General features: G+C 72.0%; 9 protein-coding genes and 3 pseudogenes. 5 read left to right on the top strand and 7 right to left on the bottom strand.

The features are described 5' to 3' along the window. Positions 1-154: 154 nt before the first annotated feature. Together KIF24_RS05660 and KIF24_RS05655 are read left to right on the top strand one after the other, a co-directional pair. Positions 155-1,510 (top strand): MFS transporter, encoded by a 1,356-nt coding sequence (locus KIF24_RS05660; protein ID WP_221083042.1) that lies wholly within the window; start codon positions 155-157, stop codon positions 1,508-1,510. Positions 1,511-1,573: 63 nt separating this feature from the next. After that, a complete protein-coding gene (locus KIF24_RS05655; RefSeq protein ID WP_221083041.1) occupies positions 1,574-1,999 on the top strand; it encodes a globin in 426 nt (141 codons plus the stop codon). A 37-nt stretch (positions 2,000-2,036) separates the two neighbouring features. Here the strand turns inward: KIF24_RS05655 and KIF24_RS05650 are convergent, their stop codons facing one another. The 4 genes and pseudogenes from KIF24_RS05650 to ettA form a co-directional block, all read right to left on the bottom strand. After that, positions 2,037-2,621, bottom strand: coding sequence for a type III secretion system chaperone family protein (locus KIF24_RS05650; protein ID WP_221083040.1), 585 nt, complete (start codon positions 2,619-2,621; stop codon positions 2,037-2,039). Between the two features lie 131 nt (positions 2,622-2,752). Beyond that, positions 2,753-3,450 (bottom strand): annotated as a pseudogene (locus KIF24_RS05645) (hypothetical protein). Further along, complete coding sequence (locus KIF24_RS05640) at positions 3,447-3,893, bottom strand: acyl-CoA thioesterase (RefSeq protein WP_221083039.1); 447 nt, start codon at positions 3,891-3,893, stop codon at positions 3,447-3,449. The pseudogene KIF24_RS05645 and the gene KIF24_RS05640 overlap by 4 nt, the downstream one beginning before the upstream one ends. A gap of 15 nt (positions 3,894-3,908) precedes the next feature. Beyond that, the gene (ettA, locus tag KIF24_RS05635) at positions 3,909-5,585 is read right to left on the bottom strand and encodes an energy-dependent translational throttle protein EttA (RefSeq protein WP_221083038.1); all 1,677 of its coding nucleotides are present in this window, start codon (positions 5,583-5,585) and stop codon (positions 3,909-3,911) included. Between the two features lie 345 nt (positions 5,586-5,930). On the opposite strand from ettA, the gene KIF24_RS05630 reads away from it, so the two are divergent. The 3 genes from KIF24_RS05630 (at position 5,931) to KIF24_RS05620 (ending at position 10,953) form a co-directional block, all read left to right on the top strand. Next, positions 5,931-7,331: an alpha,alpha-trehalose-phosphate synthase (UDP-forming) gene (locus tag KIF24_RS05630; protein ID WP_221083037.1), complete on the top strand. Its 1,401-nt coding sequence runs from the start codon at positions 5,931-5,933 to the stop codon at positions 7,329-7,331. Between the two features lie 41 nt (positions 7,332-7,372). Beyond that, on the top strand, positions 7,373-9,934 hold the full coding sequence (gene otsB / locus KIF24_RS05625) for a trehalose-phosphatase (protein WP_221083195.1): 2,562 nt from the start codon (positions 7,373-7,375) through the stop codon (positions 9,932-9,934). A 431-nt stretch (positions 9,935-10,365) separates the two neighbouring features. Beyond that, a complete protein-coding gene (locus KIF24_RS05620; protein ID WP_221082937.1) occupies positions 10,366-10,953 on the top strand; it encodes a hypothetical protein in 588 nt (195 codons plus the stop codon). A gap of 87 nt (positions 10,954-11,040) precedes the next feature. On the opposite strand, the gene cobA is transcribed toward KIF24_RS05620, so the two are convergent. The 3 genes and pseudogenes from cobA to cobC all read right to left on the bottom strand — a co-directional run bounded on the left by cobA (position 11,041) and on the right by cobC (position 14,552). Beyond that, positions 11,041-12,243, bottom strand: coding sequence for a uroporphyrinogen-III C-methyltransferase (gene cobA / locus KIF24_RS05615; RefSeq protein WP_221083194.1), 1,203 nt, complete (start codon positions 12,241-12,243; stop codon positions 11,041-11,043). Positions 12,244-12,345: 102 nt separating this feature from the next. After that, positions 12,346-13,469, bottom strand: a pseudogene (cobT, locus tag KIF24_RS05610) (nicotinate-nucleotide--dimethylbenzimidazole phosphoribosyltransferase). Beyond that, positions 13,469-14,552: pseudogene (gene cobC, locus KIF24_RS05605) on the bottom strand (Rv2231c family pyridoxal phosphate-dependent protein CobC). The pseudogenes cobT and cobC overlap by 1 nt, the downstream one beginning before the upstream one ends. Positions 14,553-14,597: the final 45 nt, after the last annotated feature.

Below are 14,597 nucleotides of genomic sequence, written 5' to 3'. Positions count from 1 at the left end.
GACCGACCAACCGTTCGCCCTAGCCAGTTGTCAGACGATCGGGCAGAATCCGGTGCACGCGCTTCCCAGCGCGTGTCACGTCCTCGTTGATCCGCAGACCTGACGATGGTCCCGACAGCCATCACGAGTGGCCCCCGCCGGGACGATGGAGGCGATGGTGTCCGACGAGCGACCTTCTCCGGAAGGGCCGGCCACCTTCCGGGAGGTTTTCGCCCAGAGTGAGTACCGAGCCGTCTTCGCGGCCAGCACGCTGACCTGGATCGGCGACTACGTCGCCAAGGCGGCGGTCACCCTCCTGGTCTACCGGGAGACCGAGTCCGTCGCGCTGTCTGCCGCCGCCTTCGCGGTCAGCTACCTGCCCTGGCTGGTGGGCGGGCCGCTGCTGGCCACCATCGCCGAACGGCACCGCTTCCGGCAGGTCATGGTCGTCTGTGACGTCATCCGGATGATGCTGATGTTGCTCGTCGCCATCCCGGGGATGCCGGTGCCGGTGATCCTGGCGCTGCTGTTCGCCACCACGCTGGCGAACCCACCGAGCCAGGCCGCACGCTCCGCGCTGATGCCCCTGATCCTGCCCGGCGACCGGCTCGTCGTCGGGCTCTCCGTCAACGCCAGCGTGGGGCAGGCCGCCCAGGTCGTCGGCTATCTGCTCGGTGCCGCCGTGGCGACGGTGAGCCCCACCGCCGCGCTGTTGATGAACGCGGGCGCCTTCGCGCTGTCGGCCACGCTCGTCCGCCTCGGCGTGGGCGACCGCCCACCGGCGATGGCCAGCGAGCACCGCAGTCACCTGCTGCGGGAGACCGCCGCCGGGTTCCGGATGGTCTTCCACACGCCGGTGCTACGGGCGATCGCCGTGCTGGTCTTCAGCGCCATGCTCTTCTCCATCGTCCCCGAGGGTCTCGCCGCCGCCTGGGCGAACGAACACGCCGGCCAGACCATGAATCCCGGGTTGGCGCAGGCTGTGATCATGGCCGCCACCCCGGTCGGGTTCATCCTCGGCGGGTTGCTGATCGGGCGTACGGTCGCACCGGCCCGCCGGCTGCTCCTGCTGCGGCCGTTGGCCGTCATCGCCCCGCTGAGCCTGGTGCCCGCGCTGCTCGATCCACCGCCGCTGGTGGTGGCACTGCTCGCCGCCGTCTGTGGATTCGCCGTCGCCGGCCTGTTGCCGGTGGCCAACGGCCTCTTCGTCCAGGCCCTTCCGGACGGCTTCCGGGCCCGGGCGTTCGGTGTCATGGCCACCGGCGTCCAGGTCATCCAGGGCACCGCGGTGATGGTGACCGGGTTGCTCGCCGAGCGCTTCCCGATCCCGACCGTGGTGGGAGTGTGGAGCGCCGCCGGAGTGGTGCTGATGTCATTCGTCGCCCTGCGCTGGCCCGACCAGCAGACCGTGAACTCCTCGATCGATGCGGCCCGGGCCGCGTCCGGCGGCATACCGCTGCCCGCCACGACCGCCGACGACCCGGGACCCGGGCAGGTGAACCCCGGCCGCCCCCGACACGCGGTGACCTGAACCACCGTCCTGTGCCCGGTCCCGGGCGGGCGACCGCCCGCCGGTCCCTGGCAGGATGGAACGGTGAATCCCGCAGGTGAGTCCGAAGGCCGCGGCGAGGCGGTCACGCTCTTCGACGCCGTCGGCGGCGAGCCCACGTTCCGCAGGCTGGTCGACGAGTTCTACGCCGGCATCGCCGACGACCCGCTGCTGCGCCCCATGTATCCGCAGGATCTGGGGCCGGCCGCCGACCGGATGCGCCTCTTCCTCATGCAGTACTGGGGCGGCCCGAACACCTACTCCAGCCAGCGGGGGCACCCTCGGCTGCGGATGCGGCACGCCCCGTTCCGGATCGGCGCCGCCGAGCGCGATGCCTGGCTGCGTCACATGCGCCGCGCGGTCGACGGCCTCGACCTGCCCCCGGCGCTCGACACCGAACTCTGGAACTATCTGGAGCGGGCGGCCTACTTCATGGTGAACGTGATGGAGGACCCGGCCGCGCCGGCCTGACCTGCCGCCGCCCCGCCGGCCGCGGGGCGGCCGTTCGTCACAGCAGGGCGCCCTCGTCGTGCAGCCAGTCGACGAAACTGGTGGCCACGGCCGCGCCACAGTCGAGCAGCTCGACCAGGAGCGCGTCGTGGGCGCCCGCGGCCAGCGGCACCTGCAACTCGGCGTAGATCGGCAACTGGCCGCGTTCGGTGGCGTCGCCTACGTACGCCTTGCAGAAGCGCCGGGTGTGGTTCCACTCGTTGACCACCCGGTAGGCCCGGTCCGCCCAGTCCGGTGGCACGGTGGCGTGCGGCCGGGCCCGCAGCACGAGGATCTCGTCCTCGGGGCCCTCCAGGGTGACCAGCACGGCGTGCCGTTCCCACATCGCCAGCAGGTTGCCGTCCCCGTCGGCGAGGTAGCGCACGTCGAGCAGGTCGAGTGCGTCGCAGATGCGACGCAGGGTGACCTGCTCGACGGTGGCCGGCATGTCGGCTATCAACGGATGTTCCCCGCCCGGGCAGTCGTCGCCCGGCTGGCGGGGACCCGGCGGTCCGACCCGGACGGCACCCTCCACCGTGATCCTGCTTCGAGTTTCCGGGTCACCGCCACTGGCGGGACCGGGGCGCCATGACCACCACGGCATCGCTCGCGCACCTCACTCCCCAGCGGATCCAGCCGCCTACCGTAGGTTGGATCCGAGGATGGACGGTACCCGGACAGCCGGAACGAAGCACCCCCCCAACGGCAGCCCCAAACCAGAAGAACGATCGGAGGTCATCCGAACGGATGAGCCGTGGCCGGCCGTAGGGCAAGATCGGTGGCCTTCTGCGACCAGACTGCTCCATACGGTCCCACCAGGCCGACCCATCGGCCTGCCGTCCGTACCTGCACTCCGGCCCGGCCCGGCGGATCTTCCGAGGGGCCGAGGAATCCCATCTGAACCACGCCCTGCACCATCCGCTGGGCCACCTCCACCGGACGGTCAGGCTCGTGGTCGGGGGTGACCACCACCGCGACGTGGTCCAGCAGGGCGTCCCGCAGCACCCGCTGCCCGACCGCCCGGCCGCCGATCCCCTGCCCGGCGGCCTCCCGCAGGGTGCCCGCCGCCGCCTCGGCCAGCCGACGCAGTTCGCCGCCCGGCAACGTCTCGACCCGTCGGCTGTCGGCCGGTGGCAACGCCCACCGCCACTGCGCGTCGCGGCGGGCCGGCAGCGCGGCGCGGCCGGCCGCCAACTCGGCGAGCAACTGCCCGGCGGCCACCGTGACGTCACCGGCACCCACACCGGCCACCGTCCGCACCGCCAGCACCCCCACGGCAGCCGGGCCCAGAGGGCCGTACGGGCGGGCGCGACCGCCGGACGGAGCCGGACCAGGGCGGTGCGTTCCAGCCGGACCAGCCGGGCCAGGAAGGCCCCCGCGTCGGCGACACCCTCGATGCCGTGCTCGACGGCGGCCTCGCCTCGTTCGCTCACGCCGCACCGCCGTCCGGGGCGTACCCGAGCAGGAAGGTGCGCTCCGCTTCGCTGAGCCGCCGGGGCACCTGCCGGAGCAGGTCGAACGGAACCAGCACCGAGCGGGCCCGACTGATCAGCAGGTCGCCGTCGTGCATCTCGTAGCCGACGGTGAAGGACGCGGCCCGCAACCGCTCCACCCACAGCTCGATCCGCACGGTGGGCGCCGCCTCGGCGCTGCCCCGATCCAGGGCGTAGCCGACCGGACGCAGGTAGTCGACCTCGTGCCGGCGGATCACCACACCGTCGGCGAACGAGTCGACCCCGTGTGCCCGGGCACCGACGAACATCAGCGCCACCCGGGCCTCCTCGTAGAGAGTGAGGAAGCGGGCGTTGTTGACGTGGCCGTACGCGTCCAGGTCGGACCACCGCAGGGTGCAATGATAGACAAACCGGTCAGCCAAGGGGATCGCCCCCGGTCAGTCGCGGGTCAGCTTGCGGTACGTCACCCGGTGCGGACGGGCCGCCTCGGCGCCCAGCCGGTCGATCTTGTTCTTCTCGTACGCCTCGAAGTTGCCCTCGAACCAGAACCACTCCGCGGGGTTCTCGTCGTCGCCCTCCCAGGCCAGGATGTGCGTGGCGACCCGGTCCAGGAACATCCGGTCGTGGGAGATCACGACGGCGCAGCCGGGGAACTCCAGCAGCGCGTTCTCCAGACTGGAGAGGGTCTCCACGTCCAGGTCGTTGGTCGGCTCGTCGAGCAGGACCACGTTGCCACCGATCTTCAGTGTCAGCGCCAGGTTGAGCCGGTTGCGCTCGCCACCGGAGAGCACCTTGGTCGGCTTCTGCTGGTCCGGCCCCTTGAAGCCGAACGCGGCGATGTACGCCCGCGACGGCATCTCGACCTTGCCCACCATCAGGTGGTCCAGCCCGTCGGAGACGACCTCCCAGACGGTCTTGTCACCGTCGAGGCCCTGCCGGTTCTGGTCGACGTACGACAGGGAGACGGTCTCGCCGACCCTGACCGAGCCGGCGGTCGCCTCCTCCAGCCCCACGATGGTCTTGAACAGCGTGGTCTTGCCGACGCCGTTCGGCCCGATGATGCCGACGATGCCGTTGCGGGGCAGCGAGAACGACAGGTTGTCGATCAGCACCCGGTCGCCGAACGCCTTGGTCAGGCTGTGCGCCTCGATGACGGTGTTGCCCAGGCGTGGACCCGGCGGGATCTGGATCTCCTCGAAGTCCAGCTTGCGGGTCTTCTCCGCCTCGGCGGCCATCTCGTCGTACCGGTCGAGACGGGCCTTGGACTTGGTCTGCCGGGCCTTGGCGTTGGAGCGCACCCACTCCAGTTCGTCCGAGAGCCGCTTCTTCATCTTGGCGTCCCGGCGGCCCTCCACGGCCAGCCGGGCGGCCTTCTTCTCCAGATAGGTGGAGTAGTTGCCCTCGTACGGGTAGGCGCGGCCCCGGTCCAGCTCCAGGATCCAGTTGGCCACGTTGTCGAGGAAGTACCGGTCGTGGGTGATGGCGACGACGGTGCCCGCGTACTTGGCCAGGTGCTGCTCCAGCCACTGCACGCTCTCCGCGTCCAGGTGGTTGGTGGGCTCGTCGAGCAGCAGCAGGTCGGGTGCCTCCAGCAGCAGCTTGCACAGCGCGACCCGGCGGCGCTCACCGCCGGAGAGCTGGATGACGTCGGCGTCCGGCGGCGGGCAGCGCAGCGCGTCCATGGCCAGTTCGAGCTTGGAGTCGATGTCCCACGCGTCGGCGTGGTCCAGCTCCTCCTGGAGCCGACCCATCTGCTCCATCAGCTCGTCGGAGTAGTCGGTCGCCATCTGCTCGGCGATCTTGTTGAACCGCTCCAGCTTGGCCTTGGTCTCGGCGACCGCCTCCTCGACGTTGCCGAGCACGGTCTTCGCGTCGTTGAGCGCGGGCTCCTGGGCCAGCATGCCCACGGTGAAGCCGGGCATCAGGCGGGCCTCGCCGTTGCTCGGCTGGTCCCAACCCGCCATGATCTTGAGGAGGCTGGACTTGCCGGCGCCGTTCGGACCGACCACACCGATCTTGGCACCCGGCAGGAAGTTCAGCGTCACGTTGTCGAGCACGACCTTGTCGCCGTGCGCCTTGCGCGCCTTGTCCAGGACGTAGATGAACTGGGCCACGGTGCGGGCTCCTCCGTCGGTTTCGATCGCTGATTCGCGTGGTGTCCGGCGCGGGTCGGGTCCACCGCCCGCCGCCCACCGCCGACAGGAAGCCGGCCGCACGCACGCCGTCGTCAATCCTGACAGGTACGGCGGCCCGCGCCCACATCGCCCCGCCCGACCGCACGCCGGCAGACCACACCGGCCCCGGGCGCCGGCGCGGACGGCTGACCTGTCACCATGATCACGTCTGCGGTTCGGCGAGTTCGGGACGGGTAGGTGAGTCCGGCACAGGGCAACAGACGCCGCAGCTACGCTCAGTACGCTCATCGCGGTGGACCAGTCAGCACCCGGAGGTGGCCGATCGTGACCGTCCGTAGCTCCTTTGTCGTAGTGGCGAACCGACTGCCGGTCGACGAGGTGAGCACACCCGAGGGACGCCAGTGGCGACGCAGCCCGGGCGGGCTGGTCACCGCGCTGCATCCCGTCCTCGCCGAGCACCACGGCACCTGGGTGGGTTGGGCCGGCGGGACCGGCCCGGCCCCCGATCCGTTCGACCTGGAGGGCATCCGGCTGCACCCGGTGCCGCTGAGCGCCGAGGAACTGGAGCGCTACTACGAGGGCCAGTCCAACGCCACGATCTGGCCGCTCTACCACGACGCCGTCGAGACCCCCGCCTACAAGCGGCGCTGGCGCGAGGCGTACCGCCTGGTGAACGCGCGCTTCGCGGAGGCGGCGGCGGAGGTCGCGGCCGAGGGCGCCACGGTGTGGGTGCAGGACTACCAGCTCCAACTGGTGCCGGCGATGCTCCGGGAGCTGCGCCCCGACCTGCGGATCGGCTTCTTCCTGCACATCCCGTTCCCGCCGATCGAGCTGTTCATGCAGATGCCGTTCCGGGCCGAGATCCTGCGCGGCCTGCTCGGCGCGGACCTGGTCGGGTTCCAGCAGCGGCTGGCCGCGCAGAACTTCGTCCGGCTGGCCCGGCACCTGCTCGGCCTGCGCTACGAGGGGCAGATGATCCAGGTGGACGGCCGCCAGGTCAAAGCCGGCGCGTTCCCCATCTCGATCGACACCAAGGAGATGGAGCGGCTGGCCGCCGACGCGGCGATCCAGGCCCGGGCCAAGGAGATCCGCGAGGAGTTGGGCAACCCACGCACGATCATCCTCGGCGTCGACCGGCTCGACTACACCAAGGGCATCGAGTTGCGCCTCAAGGCGTTCCGCGAGCTGCTGGCTGACGGAAAGCTGACAGTGCCGGACGCGGTTATGGTGCAGGTCGCCACGCCGAGCCGCGAGCGGGTGGAGCACTACCAGGCACTTCGCGTCAAGGTCGAGCGCGAGGTTGGTCGGATTAATGGCGAATTCGGCCGGGTCGGCGTCCCGGCGGTGCATTATCTGCATCAGTCGTACAGTCGGACCGAACTGGCTGCGATGTACGCCGCCGCCGATGTGATGATGGTCACCCCGCTGCGAGACGGAATGAACCTGGTGGCCAAGGAGTACGTCGCATCGAGGGCGGACCACGGGGGCGCACTCGTACTCAGTGAGTTCGCCGGCGCGGCCACCGAGTTGCGTCAGGCGTTCCTGTGCAACCCGCACGATCCCGACGCGGTCAAGGACGCTCTGCTACGGGCCGTGCATGTGGAGAAGCCGGAGGCTCGTCGCCGAATGCGTACCATGCAACGCCATCTGCGCACCCACGACGTGGGGCACTGGGCGAAGTCCTTCCTCACCGAACTCGGTGTGCCCGACATGGAGGCGGCGTGAACGCCGCACCAAACGAGATCATCACGCCCGTCGCGGGCAGTATGGATCCGGAGCTTCGCGCCGCCCTCGGGCGGATCGCCCGGGTGCCCCAGCTCCTCGTCGCCTGTGACTACGACGGCACTCTCGCCCCGATCGTCGAGGATCCGAGCAGGGCCGTACCGCTGCGCGAGTCGGTGGCCGCGGTGCGCGCCCTCGCGGCGCTGCCGCAAACCACCGTGGCGGTCGTCTCCGGCCGCGCGCTGCGTGACCTGGCGGCGCTCTCCCGGCTGCCCAGCGAGGTCCACCTGGTCGGCAGCCACGGCTCCGAGTTCGACATCGGCTTCGTCGAGCGGCTCTCCCCCGAGCTGATCGCCGTGCGCAACCGGCTGCGCGACGCGTTGCGCGAGATCGCCACGGTCCATCCCGGGATACGTCTCGAACGCAAGCCGGCCAGCGTCGCCGTGCACACCCGCGGGGTGGACCCCGAGGTCGCCGCCGCGGCCATCGAGGCGGTCCGTAGCGGCCCCGCGACCTGGCCGGACGTCACCGTCACCCAGGGCAAGGAGGTCATCGAGATCTCCGTGGTGGCCACCCACAAGGGCACCGCGATCGACCAGCTGCGCACCCAGCTCTCCGCCAGTGCGGTGCTCTTCATCGGCGACGACATCACCGACGAGAACGCCTTCGGCAACCTGCACGGCCCCGACGTCGGCATCAAGATCGGCCCGGGTGAGACCAAGGCCGGGTACCGGGTGGCCGAGCCGATCGAGGCCGCCCGCGCGCTCGGCCTGCTGCTGGAGACCCGCCGGCACTGGCTGTTCGGCGAACGGGCGGTGCCGATCGAACGGCACTCGATGCTGGCCAACGGCCGCACGGTCGCGCTGCTCAGCCCCGATGCCAAGGTGAGCTGGCTGTGCAACCCCAAGCCCGACTCGGCGGCGATCTTCGCGGACCTGGTCGGCGGCAGCCCGGCCGGGCACTTCAGCGTCGCTCCGGAGCGCGACGGGATCCCGCTGGGCCAGCGCTACCGGTCGGGCACGATGACCGTGGAGACCCGCTGGTCCGGCCTGACCGTCACCGACTGGCTCGGCAAGCCCGACCCCCGGGCCACCCCCGACGGTCCGGCGATCGTCTCCGGCGACTCGACGCTGATCAGGGTGCTGACCGGCACCGGTAGGGCCCGGCTGGAGTTCGCGCCCCGGCCCGAGTTCGCCCAGGTCGCGGTGCAGCTCCAGCCGCTCGGCGACGGCCTGCTGGTGCTCGGTTCCAACGAGCCGGTCGCGCTCTACTCCCCCGGTGTGCAGTGGGAGGTCGGCAACGACGGCGGATACGAGACCGCGAAGGCGGTGGTGGACCTCGCCGCGCTCGGCGGGCAGGTGGTGCTGGAGCTTCGTTTCGGCACGCACAGCCTGGAACACCACCGGCTGCCCATCCACGAGCGGCAGGCGGCGGCCGAACGACCCTGGAAGGACTGGGTGGCCTCGCTGCGGCTGCCGGCGACCGCCCGGGACCTGGTCGCCCGCAGCGCGCTGACGCTGCGCGGCCTCTGCCACGAGGCGAGCGGTTCGATCCTGGCGGCGGCGACCACGTCGCTACCGGAGGAGTTGGGCGGAGTCCGGAACTGGGACTACCGCTACTGCTGGCTGCGGGACGCCGCGATGACCGCCCGGGCCCTGGTCGACCTGGGCTCGGTCACCGAGGCCGAGGCGTTCCTGCGCTGGGTCGACGGCTGTGTGGAGCGCACCGGCGGGCACCCCGAGCGGCTGCACCCGCTCTACACCGTGGACGGCTTCGAGCTGGGTGCCGAGGCGGTCATCGACACGCTGCCCGGCTACGCCGGCTCCCGCCCGGTGCGCGTCGGCAACCTCGCCAACCACCAGCTCCAGCTGGACGTCTTCGGCCCGATCGCCGACCTGATCGCCGCCACCGCCGACGCACGCGGTTCGGTGCGTGCCGAGGAGTGGCGGGTGTTGGAGAACATGGTCGAGGCGGTCCGGCGCCGCTGGCACGAGCCGGATCACGGCATCTGGGAAGCCCGCCTGCCGCCCCGGCACCACATCTTCTCGAAGGTGATGTGCTGGATGACCGTCGACCGTGCGCTGCACGTGATGCGCCAGCACGGCGGCGAGGACCGCCCGGAATGGGTGGAGCTGCGCGACCGGATCGGCGCCAACGTGCTGGAGTACGGCTGGCACGAGCACGCCGAGGCGTACAGCGTCGCGTACGGCGACGAGGACATGGATGCCTCGTCGCTGTGGATCGGGCTCTCCGGCCTGCTGCCCGGCGACGATCCCCGCTTCCTCTCCACCGTGTTGAAGATCGAGGCGGATCTGCGCAGCGGCCCGGTCGTCTACCGCTACCACTGGGACGACGGCCTGCCCGGCCGCGAGGGCGGCTTCCACATCTGCACGGCGTGGCTGATCGAGGCGTACCTGCGTACCGGGCGGCGTACCGACGCCGAGGAACTCTTCCTCCAGATGATCGACACGGCGGGACCGACCGGGCTGCTGCCCGAGCAGTACGACCCGCTCGCCGAGCGCGGCCTGGGCAACCACCCGCAGGCGTACAGCCACCTCGGTGTGATCCGGTGCGCACTGCTGCTGGACAACATGCTCAAGCAGTAGCCGACCGTCAGACCCGAGCGGCCGGAGATCCCGCGTCTCCGGCCGCTTCCGGCATCACCGTCCGGGCGGCCCGCGTCCCGACGAGGTCGAGGCACTCCCGGGGCCGATCACGCCCGATGTCCGCTTTCGCACCAAGATCGTGGGACGTCGGGTGCGGTGGATCGGCTCGGGGTGGAATGGGTGGCGGGCCGGCGTCGTTGTAGACGGGTGAACGGCCGAGGAAGACCGCCCGCTGCGGTGGGTGGATGCGGTCCGGAATGTTGGCGGGCCGGTGGTCGTTGCAGATGGTCCCGGCGGCGTGCAGCGGCGGTTCTGTGCCCCGCGCCCCGGGTGATCGTCCCCCTTTTGTTTGGGCGCCTGTCGGTGCTTGCGTGCGCGTGCCTTCTCCCCCTTGGGGTGCGTGTGCGTCGACCCCCGAATGGAGCTTGGTGATGAACACGATCATTCGTAGGAGTGTGCTGGGTGTGGCGGGTGTGGCGTTCGCCGGTGGCGTGTTCGCCGGTCCGGTGGCCGGCCACGCCGATGTCACGGCGGTTCGGGCCGCGCCGGTCGCGGTGGTGCAGGCGGACAAGCCCGACGTGGGTAAGCTGTTGCCGCACGGCGTTCCGGGCGGCCAGTCGCGGATCGAGTTGAACGACGAGCAGACGGCGAACGCGAAGGCGATCGTCGCGGCGACGAAGAAGGCCGGGATGGACGAGCGGGCGGCCGTGGTGGCCATCGGTACCGCGTTGCAGGAGTCGAAGTTGGAGAACCTGGGTCATCTGGGTGACCGTAACGACCACGACTCGCAGGGCCTGTTCCAGCAGCGTCCGTCGAGCGGGTGGGGCACGGTGGAGCAGATCACCGACCCCGAGTACGCGACCCTGGCGTTCCTGAAGGGCCTGAAGCAGGTCGACGGCTGGCAGGACATGCCGCTGACCGAGGCCGCGCAGACGGTGCAGGTGTCGGCCTACCCGGACCACTACGCCCAGTGGGAACAGCAGGCCGCCGACCTGGTCGCCGCACACTGGACCAGCTGACCACCGACGACATTCCTCCACCGGGGGAAGCAAGAACCGCTGGCCGGCACCCGTACCCGGGGTGCCGGCCAGCGGCGTGCCCGCAGCTCAGACCAGTGCCTCGACCACGTCACCGACCACGACCACCGCTGGCGGGCGTAGCCCTGCGGCGATCACCGCGTCAGCCACCTCGCCGAGTGTCGAGCGAACGATCCGCTGACCGCCGGTGGTGGCCTCCTGGACCACCGCGGCCGGGGTTCCGGCCGCCCGCCCGTGCGCCAGCAGCGTGCTGGTGATCGAGGGTAGGTTCTTCAGGCCCATCAGGATCACCAGCGTGCCGCGCAGACCGGCCAACGCATCCCAGCGGACCAGGGAGTCCGGCGACTCCGGCGCGACGTGCCCGGACACCACGGTGAACTCGTGCGCCACCGATCGGTGGGTGACCGGAATGCCGGCCGCGGCCGGGGCGGCGATCGAGCTGGTCACACCCGGCACCACGGTGACCGGTACACCGGCCGCCGCGCAGGCGAGCAGTTCCTCGCCGCCCCGACCGAAGACGTACGGGTCACCGCCCTTGAGGCGGACCACGAAGGCGCCGGCCAGGGCCCGGTCCACCAGGATCCGGTTGATCTCCTCCTGACCGCGGGACGGACCGTACGGGATCTTGGAGGCGTCGACCAGTTCCACCCCGGCACGCAACTCGTCCAGGAGCAGGCCGGGCACCAGCCGGTCGGCGACCACCACGTCGGCCTCGCTGAGCAGCCGCCACCCCTTCAGGGTGATCAACTCCGGGTCGCCGGGGCCGGCACCGACCAGAAACACCTGACCGGTTCCACCGTTGCGGGTGGCCAGCGGCGCCCGCTCCGGGGAGTCCGTCAACAGGGGGCCCGTCCGGGCGTGCAGAAGGGTGCGGACGGCGTCGCGGACGGTCACCGCGCGGCGTGGGTCACCGCCACCGTGCACCGCCACGGTGACCGGGCCGTACCGGGTCACCGCCGGAGTCCAGGCCGTTGCCGCGGTCCGGTCGTCGGCGCGTACGCAGAAGATCCGACGCTCCGCGGCGGCGGCGCTGACCTCGTCAGCGGCGGTCGGGTCGTCGATGGCGACCTGCACCAGCCAGGCGCTGTCCAGGTCGTCGGCGACGAACCGGCGCGGTGCCCACCGCAACCGTCCGGCGTCGGCGTGGGCGCGCAGGGCCGGGGTGAGCTCCGGCGCCACCAGCAGCACGTCCGCACCTGCGTCGAGCAGTGCCGGTACCCGCCGCGTGGCCACCGCGCCGCCACCGACCACGACGACGCGGAGGCCGGCCAGCCGGAGCCCGAGGGGTACGGGTTGCCGCTCACGCCGCCTCGCTCCGCCTGCCGGCGGTGCCCGGCAGTGGACCGTGCGGCCGGATGGAAATGGTTCGCCCGCTCACTTCTCGGCCACCCCGGCGGCGTCGAAGGTGGCCACCTCGTGCAGTACCCGGACCGCGCCGGTGACCACGGGCAGGGCCAGCAGCGCGCCGGTGCCCTCGCCGAGCCGCAGGCCGAGGTCGATCAGGGGGTGAGGCCGAGCCGGCGCAGCGCGACCGTGGCGCCGGGCTCGGCGGAGCGATGACCGGCGACCATGGCCGCGACCGAGTCCGGGGCGAAGGCCGCCGCGGCAAGCGCGGCGGAGACCGCGATCACCCCGTCCAGCAGCACCGGTACCCGGCGCGCGGCGCCACCGAGCACGAATCCGGCCAACGCGGCGTGTTCCAGACCACCGACGGCGGCCAGCACACCGAGCGGATCGGCCGGGTCAGGGCGGTGACGGTGCAACGCGGCCCGCACCACGTCGATCTTGTGTTGGTAGGTCGGGTCGTCGACGCCGGTGCCCCGGCCGGTCGCCTCGGCGGCGTCGACTCCGCCGAAGGCGGCGACGAGGGCGGCGGCCGGGGTGGTGTTGGCGATCCCCATGTCGCCGGTGAGCAGCATTCCGGCCCCGGCGTCGATCAGTTCCCCGGCGATGGTGATACCGACCTCGACCGCCGCCCGCGCCTCCTCCCGGGTCATCGCCGCGGTGACGGTCATGTCCCGGGTACCGCGCCGGACCGACGCGCTGACCAGTCGGGGTACGCCCGATCCGGCCGCGCCGTCGAGGACGCCGGCACCGCCTGGATCGTCGATGTCGGCCACGCCCGCGGGGTCGGGAACCGGCAGCGGGTCGGCCACCCCGACGTCGATCACGGTCACCGAGGCGCCCGCCTGCCGGGCGAAGGCGTTGACCACCGCGCCGCCGGCCAGGAAGTTGCTGACCATCTGTCCGGTCACCTCCTGCGGCCAGGGGGTCACCCGCTGGGCGTGCACGCCGTGGTCTCCGGCGAAGATCGCCACGGCCGCCGGGGTGGGCAGCGGCGGCGGGCAGGTGCCGGCCAGGCCGGCGAGACGTACGGACAGCTCCTCCAGGGCGCCGAGCGAGCCGGCCGGCTTGGTCAGCCGGGCCTGCAACTGCCGCGCCGCGGTCATCGCCGACTCGTCGAGCGGGCCGATCGCCGCGATGGTGGTCTCCAGCATCATGCCTCCAGGATCTCCGCCAGCACCTTGATGAACGTGTCGGTGGTCGCCCGGTCGCGCACCGCGATCCGCAGCCAGTCCGGGCCGAGGCCCGGGAACGTGTCGCCGCGGCGGACCGCCCAGCCGTGGCCCCGCAGGACGCTCCGGATCCGGTCGGCACCGGGGAGCCGCACCAGCACGAAGGCGCTGGCGGGGCGGCCGGCGACGCGCACTCCCGGCAGGGTCGCCAGCCGATCGACCAGGTGTTCGCGGTCGGCCGCTAGTTGCGCGGCGATGGCGCGCTCGGCCGCGACCGCCTCGGGGCCGGCACAGGCGGACGCGGCGGCCAGGGCCGGCGTGGAGACCGCCCAGAGCGGCTGGACGGCGGCCAGCCGGTCCAGCAGTGCGGCCTCGCCCAGCAGGTAGCCGATCCGCAGCCCGGCAAGCCCCCACGTCTTGGTGAGGCTGCGCACGACCAGCAGCCCGGGCAGGTCCCGGCGGGATGCCAGCGACTCGGGCTCGCCGGGTACGCCGGGCGCGGCGGTGGTGTCGGCGAACGCCTCGTCGACCACCAGCACCCGACCGGGACGGGCCAGTGCGGCGAGGTCGACGGCGGGATGCAGCACGGACGTGGGGTTGGTCGGGTTACCGATCATGACCAGGTCGGCGTCGGCGGGGATCCGGTCCGGATGGAGCCGGAAACCGTCCGCCGCGTCGAGCAGCACCCGCTCGACGGCGTGCCCGGCGGCCCGCAGCGCGGCCTCCGGCTCGGTGAACTGCGGGTGCACCACCACCGGCCGGCGCACCCGCGCAGTGCCTGGGCGAGCAGCACGAACCCTCGGCGGCGCCGGCGGTCAGCAGCACCTCGCCCACCGGCCGGCCGTGCCGGGCGGCGACGGCGACGCGGGCCCGGTGCGGGTTCGGGTACGCCGCGAGGTCGGCCAGCGACGCCGTGATCGGCCCGGCCAGCCAGGGCGGCATCGGGGCACGCCGCACGTTGACGGCGAGGTCGATCAGGCCCTGGCCGACCTCCGCGTCGCCGTGATGGGCGAGATCCGGCTCGGCCGGCGACGCGCGGGACGCCCCGGCCAGCTGACCATGCATGCCCGCGATCCTGCCGGGAAGGAGGCGCGGGGGACAGCAGCCCGG

Origin of the sequence: Micromonospora tarapacensis, from assembly GCF_019697375.1 — a bacterium.
GTDB classification, from domain to species: Bacteria; Actinomycetota; Actinomycetes; order Mycobacteriales; family Micromonosporaceae; genus Micromonospora; species Micromonospora tarapacensis.
This window is presented reverse-complemented; position numbering and strand designations above follow the sequence as displayed.

Coding starts and splice junctions, on each gene's coding strand:
- KIF24_RS05650 (WP_221083040.1), bottom strand. CDS start 2,621: ATGCCGTGGTGGTCATGGCGCCCCGGTCCCGCCAGTGGCGGTGACCCG.
- KIF24_RS05660 (WP_221083042.1), top strand. CDS start 155: ATGGTGTCCGACGAGCGACCTTCTCCGGAAGGGCCGGCCACCTTCCGG.
- otsB (WP_221083195.1), top strand. CDS start 7,373: ATGGATCCGGAGCTTCGCGCCGCCCTCGGGCGGATCGCCCGGGTGCCC.
- KIF24_RS05620 (WP_221082937.1), top strand. CDS start 10,366: ATGAACACGATCATTCGTAGGAGTGTGCTGGGTGTGGCGGGTGTGGCG.